The sequence below is a fragment of the Bifidobacterium sp. 2450 genome (genome assembly GCF_041900695.1).
In the GTDB taxonomy this organism is placed as follows: domain Bacteria; phylum Actinomycetota; class Actinomycetes; order Actinomycetales; family Bifidobacteriaceae; genus Bifidobacterium; species Bifidobacterium longum.
Window position 1 is genome coordinate 112,373 of record NZ_JBHEEA010000007.1, and the last position, 14,964, is coordinate 127,336.

Sequence of the window (14,964 nt, forward strand, 5' to 3'; positions counted from 1 at the left end):
TCAGGCGCATCAATCGCATCAATCGATGCACGTCACGATTTTGGCGGAATCGTTGTTGTTGCTGTTGGGTACGGCTGGGGTCGCGCGCTTACGCGCCGACCAGTTCGAGCATTTGGGGAATGCTCTTTTTGCCGAATTCGACTTGCTGGGTGCCGTCGGCGTGGGTGATGACGATGCAGGGCACGCTCATCGCGCCGTACTGGTCCTTGAGTTCGGGGAAGTGCGAGACGTCGTAAGCTTCGGCGCGCACGGCCGGGCTCAGGGAGGCAATGCGCTGGGAAGCAAGCACGGTTTCCGGGCACATCGTGCAGGTGAGCGAGACGAGGATCATGATGTTCAGCGGGTCCGTGATGGACTTCGCGCGTTCGATCAAATCGTCGCCCAGCGGCTGGCCGGGACCGGCCGCGTTGTACAGGCCAAGCACGAACGAGTTGAACTCATGGCCGGAAGGCACGCCATGGAAGGCCAGGCCGGTGAAGACCAGCGAACCATCGCCTCCAGCCGGCACGCAGATGCGCACGGCCGGACGAGCGAGCGGCAGGACGCCGGCGACGCCGAACGTGGCACGGCCGGAATCGTCCAGCGAACCATAAGTAGGCAGTTCGGTGCCGTCCGGCAAGGTGACGGACAGCGGTTCGCCGACCACCGAAGAAGTAGGCACAGAAGCACCATCCACCGCAGTAATCAGCCCCGCGGCATCGACGGCAACCGAATTCAGCTTGCCGCCGGACAGCGCAACCATCTCGCCGATGAAGCCCTGCAATTCCGCCGAAAGCGGGGTGCCGTCCAGCTCGAGAGCGAGCGTGACCGGGCGGGTCATGCGGCCGAAGACCACGCCAAGCTGCTGCTTGATGGCGGCGGGGAACAGTTCGCCGGACTTCTTGGCGGCGCTGGATGCGGCTGCGGCATCAGCACTGCGCTTGGCGGGAGCCGGGGCGGGCGTCGTGCCAGCGGCCGAGGCGGCGGAGGCGGCTTTGGCCTCGGACTCCTCATAAGCGGAAGCAGTGGGGCGCGGCGGCACCAAGCCGGTTTTCTCGCTCATCTGCTTGGCATAACGTTCCAGTTCCACGGCGGCAATCGCACCGTCGGCGGTGGCGGTGACCACCTGTCGCAGGTTCTTGACGCGCAGATCGCCGGCCGCGTACACGCCCGGCACCGAGGTTTCGAGGTAGTCGTGCGTGACCACGTAACCGTGATCATCGAGCTCCACTACGCCGCGCACCAAATCGGTGGCGGGCACACAGCCGGCGAACACGAAGACGCCGAAGGTGCCGGCGTCGGCGGGCTTCCACGTTTCGGTCTGGCCGGTGGCAAGGTTCAGGATCGAGGCTTCTCGCAGGCCGCCTTGGCCGGCGGTGACGCCCTTCAGCTCGACCTGATAACGCACGTCGATCTTCGGGTTGTTCTTGGCTTCGGCGGCCACTGCGGCGTCGCAGGTAAAGTCCGGTTCGCGCACGAGCACGGTGACTTTGGAGGCGTATTTGGTCAGGAACACGGATTCCTCGGCCGCGGCGAATCCGCCGCCGACCACCAGCACTTCCTTGCCGGTGAAGAACTCGCCGTCGCAGGTGGCACAGTAGGCCACGCCGCGGCCGGCGTATTCGGCCTCGCCCTCGAAGCCCAGCTTGCGCGGGCTGGCGCCGGTGGCGATGAGGATGCCGAAGGTCTTGAGGTCGCCGTGTGAGGTGTGCACGGTTTTGATGTCACCATCCACGTCGAGACCGGTGGCTTCGGCGGAGAGGAATTCGGCGCCGAAATCCTGCGCCTGCTGGCGCATGGTCTGGGTGAGTGCGCGGCCCGTGGTGCGGCCGACGCCTGGATAGTTGACGACTTCGTTGGTGATGGTGATCTGGCCGCCGAAATCGTCCTTTTCGAGAATCAGCACACGGTAGCGAGCGCGGGCCAGGTACAGGCCGGCCGTCAAGCCAGCCGGCCCGCCACCAATGACGACGACGTCATACAAATCGTTTTGAGACATAACAACTCCTTTTGCGATATAGCGCAGCTCCCTCTGATGGGCTGAGCCGTGAAGAAAATGCTGGAGGCGTTTTCTTCACGGCTCAGCCCATCAGAGGGAGCTAAAACTATGTTCAGTGTCGATCACAGCTGGCCGACGAGGTCGAGGCTGGGCTCGATGGTTTCTTCGCCCGGGGTCCAGTTGGCGGGGCAGACCTGATCGCCGTGCTCGTAGACGAACTGGGAGGCCTGCACGCGGCGCAGCAGCTCTTCGGCGTTGCGTCCCACGTTGGAGGAGATGACCTCGTAGGCCACGACCTTGCCCTCGGGGCTCACGATGAAGTCGCCGCGCTCGGCCACGCCATCGGCCTCGTTGTAGGTGTCGAGATCCTTGGCCAGCAGGGCGGTCGGGTCGGCAAGCATCGGGTACTCGATCTTGGCGATCTTCTCGTTGGCGTCGTGCCAGGCCTTGTGCACGAAGTGGGTGTCGCAGGAGACGGAGTAGATCTCGCAGCCGATTTCCTTGAACTTGGCGTAGTTCTTGGCCAGGTCTTCAAGTTCGGTGGGGCACACGAAGGTGAAGTCGGCCGGGTAGAAGAAGAACAGGGACCAGTGGCCGAGCACATCGTCCTTGGTCACCTCATGGAACTCGTTGTTCTGGAATGCGTTCACCTTGAAATCGGTCAGTTCATGCTGCAGAAGAGTCATCATCGGTCCTTTCGGGAATTGTTAATCTTCAAGCGTTTACCGCCACCTATCGTAATGTGGTGAGCCACGGCTCGCGCGGGTGTAACGTATGAGCCTTATCACACCACCCGCAACCCTTGCGCCGACCGGCATCGCAGGTCGTGCCGAATCGAAATCGCGACTGTGAGCGTTCTCATTATGCTTTGGGCAAAGCCAGATTATGCATGCAGTCGCGAATCCGCACTTCCAATCGCTACTATGGGTACCAGCAGCCCGCTGATGATGGAGGTTTCATGGCTCAGTCAGACTTTGAACAGGAATCAACCGCGAACGCAACGTGGAGCCGCATGCTGCAAGGCAACCGGCGCTTTGCCGAGGACAAGCCCGACCACCCATGGCAGGACAAGGAGATCCGCCAGACGCTGCTTGATGGTCAGAAACCGGATGCCGCGGTGCTTTCCTGCTCGGACTCGCGCGTACCTCCGGAAATCATTTTTGATCAGGGCTTGGGCGACCTGTTCACCGTGCGCACCGCTGGGCAACTCATCGATAGTGCGGTTATCGCCTCGCTGGAGTACGCGGTCAAGGAACTGCATGTCAGCCTGATCTGTGTGCTCGGTCACGAGCACTGCGGCGCAATCGAGGCCGCCGAGCAGGAGCTGGATGACCTGATGCACACCATCACTTCCGAAGCCGACGGCTCACTGGAAGCCGCGAACGCGATGGACGACCTCGACAAGCACATCGCCGCCGCCGAATCGATTATTCTGCGCCAGGCCGGCATGTCCGTTTGGCAGGCGCGCGAAGCCGAGCTCGACGCGCATGAAGACATCGAGCGCGTACACGTGGCCCGCACCATCGAGACGCTGGTGGAGCAGTCCCCCATCATTCAGCAGGCGTTGGCCGCCGACCAGTTGATGATCGTTGGCGCCCGTTACCAGCTCGACACCGGCAAGGTCGAGGTGCTGAGTTTCTGACCATCAGTCAGACCCCGTTCACCGGGGGGGGTAATGCGGTCGTGGTACATCTGTGTGCAGAGAGATCGAGGAACACGGAAGTCTGAACCAATGCCGCCTGCCCTCACTATTCACTACGGATCCGCCACCTATACCCCCAATCCTGCGCGTGCCACGACCATCGGGCGTGCGCCGGATTGCGATCTGGTGATTCACAACCCGTACGTATCTCACCATCATGCTCGCGTCACCTTTACCGACGATGGTTGGCTCTTGGAAGACATGGGTAGTGCAAACGGACTGTCCATCAACGGCATTCACACCACTTCCGTACTGCTGCTGAACAGCACCAAGGTGACACTGGCACAAGGGGCCACCATCGTCTGCATCGTCGGGACCAACGGGCCGGCCACGCCGGCACAGCCCCCCCCCGAGGCACCCTGCAGCAAACGTGGCCCAGCCTGCACTACCGCCGGCGCCATCGGCACAACCGGCACAACCCACGCAACTCGCGCCGCAACAGGCACGCCCAGTAGTGCAACCCACGCAACTCGCACCGCAACCGGCACAACCGACACAACCGCAACCAACGCCAGCCCCGCTGGCCCCGCACCGCGTATCCCCGGCCCTCGCGCGCCTGCAACAGCAACCCCGCCCAACAGCAGCGGCACCAACGGCAGTATCGCCAGTGCCGGTATCACCCGCATCACCATCTCCGTCTCCCTCCGCATCTCCCTCCCCATCGAATGCCGTCGGCACTGTTCTGGCAGGCAGCACGCAGGCGATAAGGCTCGAGTCCCAACTCACCACCAACCGCGTGCACGGGTCCTTTAACCCCGAGCATGACACCACCGGCACCATCGGCCGCGATGCCGCCTGCCTGATTCGCATCAACGATTATCTGGTTTCCCGCAAACACTGCTCGCTGGAAACCACCAGCAGCGGCATCCTGCTCACCGACCTGAACTCCGCCAACGGCACTTATGTCAATGGCCGCCGCGTGGCGAAGATCTGGCTGCGGGAAGATGACGTCGTCACCGTCGGCAACACCGATCTGATCGTGCATGAAGGCGTACTGTGCGACCGCACGCCGTTTGTCAGCAACGATGCGGTTATCGCCGAAAACATCGGACTGACTGTGGGCAAAGGCACCCGGCTGCTTGACGGCATCAACGCCGTATTCGCCAAGGGCACGCTCACCACCGTGATCGGCCCCTCCGGTGCCGGCAAATCAACATTCACCTCCATCGTCGCCGGGCTCAACAGCCCCACGGACGGGCGCGTGCTGTTTGATGGATACGACGTGCATCAGAACATCGAACTGTTGCGCAGCCGTATCGGATTCGTGCCGCAGGACAACGTGGTGCACCGCAAGCTCTCTGTGGACGCGGCGCTCGAATACGCCGCCAAGCTGCGCCTGCCCGGCTCAACCAAGGCCGAGCGCGCCGAAATCATCGACAACGTGCTCAATGAGCTGGAACTCACGTCTCGCCGTAAGAATCGCATTGACAGACTGTCCGGCGGCCAACGCAAGCGCGTGTCCACCGCTATCGAGCTACTCACCGAACCCGAATTGCTGATTCTCGACGAACCGACCTCGGGCCTCGACCCGGCGCTGGATCTTACGGTGATGACCATGTTGCGCCAACTGGCGGATGCCGGCCGCGTGGTTATCGTGGTCACCCATTCACTGTCGTACATCAACAAGTTGTGCGATAACGCGCTCATGCTCGCTCCCGGCGGCCATCCGGCATTCTTCGGCACCGTGCAGGAGATGAGTCAGGCGTTCAACGGCAAGGAATGAGCCGATATCTTCAACGATGTCGCCGAATCTCCGGAACAGGTGTATTCGATTACTGATTCACGCCAGTGCACCATGCAGGCCGAGTCCACCATCACGAGGCACACCGAGCATGAGAAACCGGCAAAGCCATTCCGCATCAAACAGACCATCACTCTGGTGATTCGTCAGCTGCATTTGATTATCGCCGACCACGGATTGCTGATTTTCCTGCTGTTGCTGCCATTGCTCCTAGGCCTGCTGTCGCTGGTTGTACCCGGCTCTCATGGCTTGGGTGAGCCCGATTTCAAAGACGCCGCCACCGAGCCGAACCAGCTGCTTGTGCTCGTCATACTGGGCGCCTGTTTTATGGGATCGGCTTTGTCCGTGCGAGACATCGTCTCCGAGCGAGCGATTTACGACCGCGAGCGCGCAGTGGGTTTGTCGCCCACGTCATACACCGCCTCGAAACTCATCGTGATGGGTTTGCAGACCTTGTTGCAGGCGGCGATTCTGACCGCTGCGGTCAGCCTCGGCAAGCCCGGCCCGGACCATGGTGTGGTCACTGATTCCGGCATACCCGAACTGGTGTTGGCGATTTGGCTGACTGCGTGGACTTCCGCATTGTTGGGCGAGGTCGGCTCGGCGCTGGTTAAGTCGGGAGAACAGACGATGCCATTGCTGGTAGTGCTGGTTATGGCCCAGTTGGTGTTCTCCGGCGGCATGATTCCGGTCACTGGCCGCGACAGTCTCGAATTGGCCAGCATGATCTTCCCCGGGCGTTGGGGATTCTCCGCCGCCGCCTCGGATATCGGGCTCAACGATCTGCTGTATGGCCCCACCAAGGTGCCGATGTTCAAAAAGGATGATCTGTGGGAGCACACCACGGATCAGTTCTGGTTCAACATTGGCATTCTGGGGATTATGGTGGTCGTCTTCACCATTGTGCTGCGTATTTGCGTCAGCAATGCCGTGGCCAAGATGCGTCGGCGTTCGTAGAACCGGATTGCAACTCGCCTGCAACCGGCTTACTTCATTCATTCGGCATCCGTAATGACGTGCTGCACGGCTGTAGCAATAGCCACCAAATCATCGTGTGAGGCCGCTTGCGTCTCATCGATGGTGATGAGAATGCCCTTCCCTTTGCCGAGTTTCTTACTGCCCAGCCAGCACACCCCAATTTGACGTGCCACTCCCCTAGAGTTAAAGGCATGTCGCTTGGTTTGAACATCCTCCTGATTTTCGTATTTCTGGTTATCGGTTCCGTGTTCTCCGGCACCGAGCTGGCATTGGTCTCTCTGCGCGGCTCGCAGATCGAGCAAATGGAGCAGGAGGACGCTCGCGGCGCCAAAGTCGCCAAAATCGCACGTGACCCGAACACCTTCCTCTCCACCGTGCAAATCGGCGTGACGCTCTCCGGCTTCCTGTCCGCCTCGTTCGGTGCCTCCTCCATCGCCCCCTACCTGATTCCGGTGGTCGAAAGCTGGGGCGTGCACCCCGGCATCGCCGGCGGCCTGGTGAACATCATCCTGACCCTCATCATCTCCTACTGCTCCATCGTGATCTCCGAGATGGTGCCCAAGCGCATCGCCATGCAGCGCACCGAGCAGATCGCGCGCGCCGTGGTGCCCGCCATCGACGCCTTCGCCGCCGTCTGCCGCCCGATCATCTGGCTCATCGGCAAGAACACGAACGGCATCGTCCGCCTGCTCGGCTTCGACCCGCAGCAGACCGAGTCCGAGGTGTCCGACGACGAGCTGCGCGTGCTGGTCAGCTCCAACACCAACCTCTCCAAGGACGAACGCACGATTCTGGACGATGTGTTCGACGCGTCCGAAACCATCGTCGCCGAGGTGATGCGCCCGCGTGCCGACGTGGTCTTCATCGAGGGCGACCAGCCTCTGGCCGAGGCCGCCGCGTTCGTACGCGACCAGCCGTACTCCCGTTACCCGGTGACCGGCAAGGATTTCGACGACGTGATCGGCTTCGTGCATGTGCGCGATCTGCTGGACGTGCGCGATCCGAACGCCAAGATCGTGCGCGATGTGGTGCGCGAAGGCATCTCCCTGCCCGGCACCTCCAAGCTGCTGCCGAGCCTGGAACTGCTGCGTAAGCGCGGCATCCATCTGGCCGTGGTCATCGACGAGTACGGCGGCACGGACGGCATCGTGACGCTTGAGGATATGACCGAGGAGCTTGTGGGCGATATTCGCGATGAGTACGATCTGCCCAGCGAGAAGGGCGGCGAACGCACCACCCGTACAGCGTTCGTCAATGGCGTGGCCACGATCGAGGCCAGCATGACCATTGAGGACTTCGCCGATCTGACCGGCATCGAGCTGGAGGACGGCCCGTATGAGACGGTCGCCGGCTACTTCTTGTCCAAGACCGGCAAGATGGGTGCGGTGGGTGACGTGCTGCATTCCGACGACGGCTACAACATGGTCATCACCAAGGTGGATGGCCGCCGCATCGAAACCATCGAAGTCCGCAAAGCCGGCGCCCCGGACCATGCGCCGCTGCCAGCCGAATCACAAAGCGACGATGCCAAATAGTCGCGTGATATTCACCACCCATTCGTTCGGCCCGGGGCAAAACCGAAAAACGTAGAATGAAAGGGCAACATTCCACCTACTGAAAGAAGGAACATTATGACACTTGCATTTGTTGTGCCGGGCCTTGATGAGGCGACCAGCGAGAAGGCCATCGCCATCCTGCAGAACCGACTGAGCCAGGAGCAGGAGGCCGCTCTGGTCCTGAAGCACGCACACTGGAACGTGACCGGCCCGAACTTCATCGCCGTTCACGAGATGCTTGACCCCGAGGTCGAGGCCGTGCTGGCCCAAGCCGACGAGACCGCCGAGCGCATCGCCACTCTAGGCGGCACCCCGGATGGCCGTGCTGACGCCATCGTGCGCAACCGCACGTGGAAGTCGTTCGACGCCGAGGGCCGCGTGGGCACCGAGGAGTACCTCAAGGCGCTGATCGAGTACTACGACGCCTTCATCGCCGACGACCGCAAGGCCATCGCCGAGCTGGACGAGCTGGATGTGATCAGCTCCAACATCATCCAGGATCACGTGCAGGAACTCGAAAAGTTCCAGTGGTTCATGCGCTCTCACCTGGCATAAGTAAAAGTCGTATTCCGTGGCTCCCCTCAAAGAGGGGAGCCACTTTCGTCTCACGTGAAATAGAGAGTCTCCACATACATAAGTTGGAAAAGTGTATAAAACTCCCCATTTTGAGGTTGGAAAACGTAGCCAAAACCGCATTCTTATGGTTGGAAAAGTGTAAAATATACTCTATAAACAGTTGGAAAACGTGCCCAGCATAGATGCAAGGCCTACAAATGACTGGAGATTCTCATGCTGCGAAGAAAAATCGAGACACAACTGGAAGCTTGGAGATCCGCGCCGAAACGCACTGCACTGCTAGTCACCGGAGCCCGTCAGATTGGCAAAACCTATATCATCAGGCACTTTGCCCAACAGCATTACGACCATATCGCCGAGCTCAATTTCATCGAGAACCCCGACCTCGTTGCATTATTCGATCGACCACGCGATGCCAAAAACCTACTGATGAGGCTGGAACTGGCCGTAAATACGCCATTAGTACCCGGCAAAACCCTGATTTTCTTTGACGAGGTCCAGCGTTGCAAGGAAATGGTCACCGCAATTAAGTTCCTAATAGATGATGGTCGGTTCGACTACGCGCTTTCCGGCTCGCTACTTGGAGTCGAGCTCGAAGATATACGCTCGGTACCGGTCGGGTACCTGACTGAGCTGGATATGTATCCACTGGATTTCCAAGAGTTCTGCTGGTCGCAGTATATCGGCAACGACGTATTCAATATGCTTGCCGAATGCTTTGCCAAGCACCAGGAAGTGGATGAGTTCATCCATCAACAGCTCATGGAGCTGTACGCCAAATATCTGGTTATCGGCGGCATGCCTGCCGCGGTCGACTCGTTCGTGGCAAACGGCAGCGTTGCGGACGTGCGCACTATACAAGAGAACATAAAGCGTGAATATCGCCGCGATATCAGCCAATACGCGCGCAAAGAAGACCGGCTGCATATCCGCGCTATCTACGATTTGGTGCCCAGCGAGTTAAATAACCCAAACAAGCGCTTTACCTTCGCCAAAATCGAAAAGAACATGAGATTCCAATCGGTTGCTTCCGATTTCGATTGGCTGGTCAATGCGGATGTAGCCGTCGTCGCGTACAACGTGAACGAACCGTGCACACCGTTGGAGATGAGCAAGGAACGTAATCTCTTCAAACTCTTTTACAACGACGTGGGTCTGCTTACCGGCTCGTTTCTCAAGAAAACCGCGCTCGACGTACTCGACGGCAACCCTGATATCAACTACGGTTCAATCTATGAAAATGCGGTGGCCCAAGAGCTACGCGCTCACGGATTTGACCTGTACTACTACAACAGTAAGAAGCTTGGCGAGCTCGATTTCCTCATCCAAGACCGCAACGATCACGTGCTGCCGATTGAGGTGAAGTCCGGCAAATCCTACAAACGCCATCGCGCAATGGACAACGTGCTCGCCCACCCTGAATACCATCTCAATACAGGCTATGTGCTTGGCCCATGCAACGTCTCAGTCGAAGGGAATGTAACCTACCTGCCTGTATACATGGCCGGCATGTTCCATAACGAATGACGGGCCGCACACTTAGTCAACAAGTACAGGCCGGTCAGATGGTTCGGACTGGTCAGAAGGCCCGTTCTGATCAGTTAGGTCGGTCTGATCGGACTGGTTGGATTGGTTGGCCTGAGTAGCTCGGCTGGACCGATCAGCTCGCCCTTGCTGGCCTTCACGCTGCTTCAGCTCCAGCTGAAGTTCGCTGATGCGCCGTACTTGTTGGTAGATCATCAGGTCGCGCATGTCCACCTGTTCATTTTTTCGGGGGTGGAACACGATGGCGCGGGGTTCGGTCTTCACACCGTCAGGGCGACCGGCCGTCTCGGAAGCCTTGTCAGTAGGCGAATCCGCCACCCCCGAATTTGAAGGCGAAAATAATACCCCCCCCCCGATTATTTTCGGAGTTCCACATAGTGGACGGATTATCTCCGTTGAGGGCATGTTCGCGCCACCTTGCGAAGCAGCGTTCGATGCGTTTGTAGCCGATTACCGCCGGATCCAGGCCCGCCTCGCGGAATAGTTTGACCGGCGATTCACCCGCCAAGTAACGTCGTACACAGGCGTTTTTGAACGCATCTGAATAGGTGATGCGTTTCTCGGTGACTCTCACCACTGCGGGCAGAGTACGTAAGTATTCGACTTTCTCGGGACTGAACATCCCTCCTCCAGCAGCCATTATCTTCCCCTTAGTAGGTGTTACCCCGTCGACCGTCGATGGGGTTCCGCACGTGGCACGCCGTTGGCCACATGGGATCCGCCATGACTACATACCACTGCAGTACATACCATCAGGGCTTCTATAAGGCGATGCTAACACTCGTGACCCCCATCGCCTTATCCCCCTTTATGGAGTAAATACATAACCCCTATAATTTCCGCACCTGCATTGAAGGGGTCAATAAAAGAACATCACGCGCCAAACAAAGGGGATAACAAACGTAATGAGGGGCAAGCCGGAGATAACTCTGGCTTGCCCCTCAGGAGCACTATGCGCTGGAATCAGCGCATAGGTATGTTCACATCAATCAGGCGTTGGGTGCGCGCTTGGTGGAACGGGACTTGGCGAACACGGTCGCGGCAACACCGGCGAGGAGCACGGCGACCACGGTGAACAGCGCGGTACCGGCGGCACCGGTGAGCGGCAACTGGGTGATCTTCTTGACGTTCTTCACCACGATGTTGGCGTAGCCGTTCTCGAAGGTCACGAGGCCGGCGCCGACACCCGTCGGGGTGACGTTGGTGACCTTGCCGTTCTCGACGGTAACTGTGAACGAAGGCAGGGCGGTGGTCAGGTAGCCATCGGCCGGGGTCTTCTCGGTGATGGTGTACGTGCCGTTCGGCAGACCGGAGAACGTGACCACACCATTGTCGCCTGAGGCGGCCTCGGTTACGGTACCGTCCGGCAGCGGGGTTGCGTTGTTCGCATCAGCCACGATCTGGAACACGACGCCCTTCAGAGCACTCGCGTCGGCATCCACACCCTTTTTGGTGAAGGTCACGGTGTTCAGCTTCGGGGTGATGGTGGTGGTAGCGGTCTGGTTGGAGTTGTCGAACCTGACATCGTTGTCGGTGCCGTCGACGTCGGCTTTCTCGTTGACCAGCGCGTCGTACTTGACGACGATGTGCTTGCCCTGGTACTTGGTAGCGTCATTCAGCGCGATGGTGAAGGACGGCTTAGCCGCAGAGGTGTTAAAGTCGCCGGAGGCGGGGTCGACCGTGTACTCGGTGTTGGCGAGCGGGTCGGTTTCGCCCTGAACGTTCACCTTGAGGGTATCCAGCTTGACAGTCAGACCAACGCTCAGGGTATCGACGAACTTGAAGGAATTGGCCTTGGCCGGCACGGTGCCCTCAAGCGTGTAAGTGATGGTGGCGCCCACGTACGGGTTCGGGTCACTCGCGGACTTGCTCGGCTTCTGTGGGGTGGACGGCTTGACCACGGCCTCGCCCAGCGTCTGATCGTTCGCACCCAACTTCGTGTACGCGGTGCCGTCGACGGTCACCCGGGTGCCGACGATAGCCAGCGGGGAGCCGGCGTCCGTGACGGGTTCAGTATCCGTCTTGGAAACAATCAGGTACAGGCCCTCGTCAAGGCCGGAGAAGACGACGTCGTCGTTATCATTGGCAACCGTCTGGGACGGGTCCACGGCCGTCTTGCCATCCAGCCTGCCGGTCAGGCCCTGGACGAACGATTCCATGGTCGCGGAGGCGTTCGGCAGCATTCCCGGGGTGTTGGTGTAGTAACCGGTGGTGCCCGCCACATAGGCCAGCGGATCACCGTAGCCCTTGTACTCCGGAGTATTAGTCACTGTGGTGCCCAGCACGTTCTCGGCATCCGTCTTCCAAGCCTGGTCCGTCGTCACGCCGACGGACGCGAGCTTGTCGTTCTCGACCTTCGCACTGGCAGTGTCATAGGAACCGATCTTGTACGCCGTGTACACGGTACCCTTCACGGTCTTGTCGCTCAGGGTGATGGACGCGGTATCCGCCGCGTTGGCGGTGGTGGCGCCGAACGCCATGCCACCAAGCAGGGTGGCCGCAGCAGCGACACCCGCGAAAAGCTTCCTCAACTTCATGAGAAACCCTCTCTTCCTTATTATGTACTACTTTTCTACAATCGCGGAGGCCGAGACCCATAGCAGGGCCTCCGCGATCCGCAAATCCTTATTGTTTTTTTCGGGGAGGGAAGCCCTCATTGACTCCCCTCAGTCCGCCTTCGGCGGCCAGCTCCCCTCAGCGAGAGGAGCCAAAAACCACCTCAAGTTTCTTGAAATCAGACCAGCTGACGCTTACGCCAAACCGTGTAGCCCGCACCAGCCAACAGGGCCAACAGGGCCAACAGGCCCACGCCACCGCCGAACACCATCCAGTCACGGGCAGTCGTGCCACCGGTCAGCGGCAGGCTGGAGATAGCCACGTACTTGTTCGTGAACGTCGGGTTGTTGTCGTTCACAGTCGCCGCCCACTGGCCGTCATCGTTCTTGGCAATGGTCACCGTCACCGTCTTCGTGCTGCCGTCGTAACGCCAGCCAGCTGGGACATCGGTGCGGTCCTCCGTCACATTGAACTTGTAGACGAGCTGCGTGGCGTTACCGGTCGGAACCCTGAACTTCAGGTCCCCATTGCCGAAGCCAGCCGTCGCGCTCGCGCCGCTAGCAGTCAATTCGTCCTTGGACACAGTCGTAGTCAGTCCATTGTTGGCCAAGCCGGTAACGTCAGCACACTTACCAGCATTCGCATCCGTGCTATCCACGCACTTCAGGTTGAAGCTGAAGTCCGAATTAGCAGCATGTCCCTGCACAACCTTCGTCACCTTGACATCCGAAGCGGGCAAGGTCACGTAAGAAGGCGTGTTGGTTACCGTGAAGGCACCGGATTGTGCGGTCAAACCTTGTAGCTTGAGGTCAGTCTTATCAACCTTGGAGTCATAGCCTTCAACCTTGACCTCGGAAACCGAGTATGTGTGTCCCTCAGGGCCGGCAGGCACCGTGAACTCGTGAGTCCAGTTGCCGGCGGCATTCAGAGTTGCTGAACCATTGGCATAATCCCTGCCGTCCTGCCTGAGCTGGACCTGCACGGAATCATCCGCGTGATTCTCGTTGCCGTCGGACCAAGTCTTCGTCACCGTAATCTTGGAGACCGGAAGGGTGATGGTCGGCTTCTGCGGGTAGAGGGCGGTCCGCGGATCGCTCGTCGTCGCGCCGCCCTGCGAGGAGGTCACCACGGTCCTGTAGCCGACGGTGGCGCTGGGGTTGTCGTTCGTGTAGAAGTTGTTGTCGCCGGAGGCATTGGCATCGTCTTTGTGGTTCTTAACAGCCTCGTCGAACGCAGCCTGCGTCGGCTTGACATTGAAGCTCACCGTGTAGGTGACGCCGTCCTCAAGCTTGCCATCGCTGGATGTGACCGGCCAAGACACGGTGCCATCATCCGCAACCGTCGCCTCCGGGGCATCAGCCCACGCCGTGGTCTGGCCGTTCTGGGTCTTCGTGTACGCGAAGCCCGCGGGCTCTCCATTCACGGAGGCGCCGTCGGAGCTCACGACCCAGCTGGACAGCTTGTCGTGAATCGTCACGTCGGCGTACTCAGCCGTCTTGGTGATCTCCTGATGAATGGACTCGAAGATGTTGTTCAGCTGACCGGCATCCGTGGCAGCCTTGTAGTAGCTGCTGTTCTCAGCGCGCTGCCCGAGGTTCAGGTTCCTCCACGAAGCGTTTCCCCACCGATTCGTTGCAATGGCATCCGGGTAGTTGCTGGAGATGCCATGCATGTACTTGTTCAGGTCGCGCGAGGTGTCGCCGGGGTCGGCACCGCTGACGACGCCGATCGAGTAGATGGTCGTCCCGGCGTCCTTCAGGCTCTTCGCCTTGTTCACCGCGGTGGCGGCGGCGGTGGGGTCGAACCCGCTGCGGCGGTTCGGCTCGCCGTCGGTGAAGAAGATGACGACCTTCTTCGCATCGGGACGGGCCTGGGTCAGCGCCGCCTGGGCGCGGTTGAAGGCGTAGTCGGCGGAGGTCGCGCCGGACGCACTCAGGCCGTTGACCGCGCTCGTCAGGCCGGAGACTTCATACGTCAAGTTGCTGACGATCTGCGTGTAGTTTTCGTTATACGACCCATCCCAATAGGTATTATTGCCGACCTCAGGCGACTCAGTCCCGGCGAACTTCGCCAGGGCGATGCGGTTCCACTGGCTCGGGTCAGTAATCTTCTCGTTCTCTTCAGTCGTCGCATTGATGAAGTTACTGACCGCGGTCTTGAGCGAGTCAATCTTCGTAGGCTGGTTCCAACCGCTAGCAATCTTCTCGGCCATCGAACCGGACACATCCAGCACCAGCACGATGTCGAGCGGCTGGTTCGTCACGATCTCGCCCGTATCCGCGCTCTTCGCTCCGGTGACGTTCAACGCCACCTTGTACGTGCCGTCTCCATT

13 protein-coding genes and 2 pseudogenes are annotated in these 14,964 nt (G+C 59.8%); 7 read left to right on the forward strand and 8 right to left on the reverse strand.

The features are described from left to right. Positions 1 to 88: 88 nt before the first annotated feature. Entirely contained in the window at positions 89 to 1,978 is a 1,890-nt protein-coding gene (locus tag ACEUKI_RS05750) for an FAD-dependent oxidoreductase (RefSeq protein WP_144169543.1), read from the reverse strand. A 122-nt stretch (positions 1,979 to 2,100) separates the two neighbouring features. Continuing rightward, positions 2,101 to 2,664, reverse strand: a complete 564-nt coding sequence (gene ahpC, locus ACEUKI_RS05755) for an alkyl hydroperoxide reductase subunit C (RefSeq protein ID WP_013410497.1) — start codon at positions 2,662 to 2,664, stop codon at positions 2,101 to 2,103. 272 nt (positions 2,665 to 2,936) lie between these two features. On the opposite strand from ahpC, the gene ACEUKI_RS05760 reads away from it, so the two are divergent. From ACEUKI_RS05760 to ACEUKI_RS05775, 4 genes are all read left to right on the forward strand, one after another. After that, the gene (locus tag ACEUKI_RS05760) at positions 2,937 to 3,620 is read left to right on the forward strand and encodes a carbonic anhydrase (protein ID WP_080785643.1); all 684 of its coding nucleotides are present in this window, start codon (positions 2,937 to 2,939) and stop codon (positions 3,618 to 3,620) included. A gap of 90 nt (positions 3,621 to 3,710) precedes the next feature. Then, the gene (locus ACEUKI_RS05765) at positions 3,711 to 4,433 is read left to right on the forward strand and encodes an FHA domain-containing protein (protein WP_350028960.1); all 723 of its coding nucleotides are present in this window, start codon (positions 3,711 to 3,713) and stop codon (positions 4,431 to 4,433) included. After that, entirely contained in the window at positions 4,417 to 5,403 is a 987-nt protein-coding gene (locus tag ACEUKI_RS05770; protein WP_143248053.1) for an ATP-binding cassette domain-containing protein, read from the forward strand. The genes ACEUKI_RS05765 and ACEUKI_RS05770 overlap by 17 nt, the downstream gene beginning before the upstream one ends. Before the next feature lie 72 nt (positions 5,404 to 5,475). Continuing rightward, complete coding sequence (locus ACEUKI_RS05775) at positions 5,476 to 6,378, forward strand: ABC transporter permease (protein ID WP_156604009.1); 903 nt, start codon at positions 5,476 to 5,478, stop codon at positions 6,376 to 6,378. 41 nt (positions 6,379 to 6,419) lie between these two features. On the opposite strand, the pseudogene ACEUKI_RS05780 reads toward ACEUKI_RS05775, so the two are convergent. Beyond that, positions 6,420 to 6,545 (reverse strand): annotated as a pseudogene (locus tag ACEUKI_RS05780) (ATP-binding protein); the annotation flags it as partial. 45 nt (positions 6,546 to 6,590) lie between these two features. On the opposite strand from ACEUKI_RS05780, the gene ACEUKI_RS05785 reads away from it, so the two are divergent. The 3 genes from ACEUKI_RS05785 (at position 6,591) to ACEUKI_RS05795 (ending at position 10,058) form a co-directional block, all read left to right on the forward strand. Further along, entirely contained in the window at positions 6,591 to 7,934 is a 1,344-nt protein-coding gene (locus ACEUKI_RS05785; protein WP_080785647.1) for a hemolysin family protein, read from the forward strand. Between the two features lie 96 nt (positions 7,935 to 8,030). Beyond that, on the forward strand, positions 8,031 to 8,510 hold the full coding sequence (locus tag ACEUKI_RS05790; RefSeq protein ID WP_052828532.1) for a Dps family protein: 480 nt from the start codon (positions 8,031 to 8,033) through the stop codon (positions 8,508 to 8,510). A gap of 234 nt (positions 8,511 to 8,744) precedes the next feature. Next, positions 8,745 to 10,058, forward strand: a complete 1,314-nt coding sequence (locus ACEUKI_RS05795; protein ID WP_144169541.1) for an ATP-binding protein — start codon at positions 8,745 to 8,747, stop codon at positions 10,056 to 10,058. A 12-nt stretch (positions 10,059 to 10,070) separates the two neighbouring features. Here the strand turns inward: ACEUKI_RS05795 and ACEUKI_RS05800 are convergent, their stop codons facing one another. From ACEUKI_RS05800 to ACEUKI_RS05820, 5 genes and pseudogenes are all read right to left on the reverse strand, one after another. Beyond that, positions 10,071 to 10,394 carry a hypothetical protein gene (locus ACEUKI_RS05800; protein ID WP_156604010.1) on the reverse strand — a complete coding sequence of 108 codons (324 nt, stop codon included), beginning with the start codon at positions 10,392 to 10,394 and terminating at the stop codon, positions 10,071 to 10,073. After that, positions 10,375 to 10,716, reverse strand: coding sequence for a hypothetical protein (locus tag ACEUKI_RS05805; RefSeq protein WP_370739564.1), 342 nt, complete (start codon positions 10,714 to 10,716; stop codon positions 10,375 to 10,377). Before ACEUKI_RS05805 ends, ACEUKI_RS05800 begins: the two co-directional genes overlap by 20 nt. Positions 10,717 to 11,065: 349 nt before the next feature. Continuing rightward, entirely contained in the window at positions 11,066 to 12,613 is a 1,548-nt protein-coding gene (locus ACEUKI_RS05810) for an isopeptide-forming domain-containing fimbrial protein (RefSeq protein WP_374156608.1), read from the reverse strand. A gap of 197 nt (positions 12,614 to 12,810) precedes the next feature. After that, on the reverse strand, positions 12,811 to 13,377 hold the full coding sequence (locus tag ACEUKI_RS05815) for a Spy0128 family protein (protein ID WP_374156611.1): 567 nt from the start codon (positions 13,375 to 13,377) through the stop codon (positions 12,811 to 12,813). Between the two features lie 69 nt (positions 13,378 to 13,446). Next, a pseudogene (locus ACEUKI_RS05820) lies at positions 13,447 to 14,844 on the reverse strand (Cna B-type domain-containing protein); the annotation flags it as partial. Between the last annotated feature and the right edge of the window lie 120 nt (positions 14,845 to 14,964).

Excerpts from the sequence above, each read along its gene's own strand:
- ACEUKI_RS05790 (WP_052828532.1), top strand. The coding sequence starts at position 8,031 with ATGACACTTGCATTTGTTGTGCCGGGCCTTGATGAGGCGACCAGCGAG.
- ACEUKI_RS05765 (WP_350028960.1), top strand. The coding sequence starts at position 3,711 with ATGCCGCCTGCCCTCACTATTCACTACGGATCCGCCACCTATACCCCC.
- ahpC (WP_013410497.1), bottom strand. The coding sequence starts at position 2,664 with ATGACTCTTCTGCAGCATGAACTGACCGATTTCAAGGTGAACGCATTC.
- ACEUKI_RS05795 (WP_144169541.1), top strand. The coding sequence starts at position 8,745 with ATGCTGCGAAGAAAAATCGAGACACAACTGGAAGCTTGGAGATCCGCG.
- ACEUKI_RS05760 (WP_080785643.1), top strand. The coding sequence starts at position 2,937 with ATGGCTCAGTCAGACTTTGAACAGGAATCAACCGCGAACGCAACGTGG.
- ACEUKI_RS05810 (WP_374156608.1), bottom strand. The coding sequence starts at position 12,613 with ATGAAGTTGAGGAAGCTTTTCGCGGGTGTCGCTGCTGCGGCCACCCTG.
- ACEUKI_RS05775 (WP_156604009.1), top strand. The coding sequence starts at position 5,476 with ATGCAGGCCGAGTCCACCATCACGAGGCACACCGAGCATGAGAAACCG.
- ACEUKI_RS05805 (WP_370739564.1), bottom strand. The coding sequence starts at position 10,716 with ATGGCTGCTGGAGGAGGGATGTTCAGTCCCGAGAAAGTCGAATACTTA.
- ACEUKI_RS05785 (WP_080785647.1), top strand. The coding sequence starts at position 6,591 with ATGTCGCTTGGTTTGAACATCCTCCTGATTTTCGTATTTCTGGTTATC.
- ACEUKI_RS05750 (WP_144169543.1), bottom strand. The coding sequence starts at position 1,978 with ATGTCTCAAAACGATTTGTATGACGTCGTCGTCATTGGTGGCGGGCCG.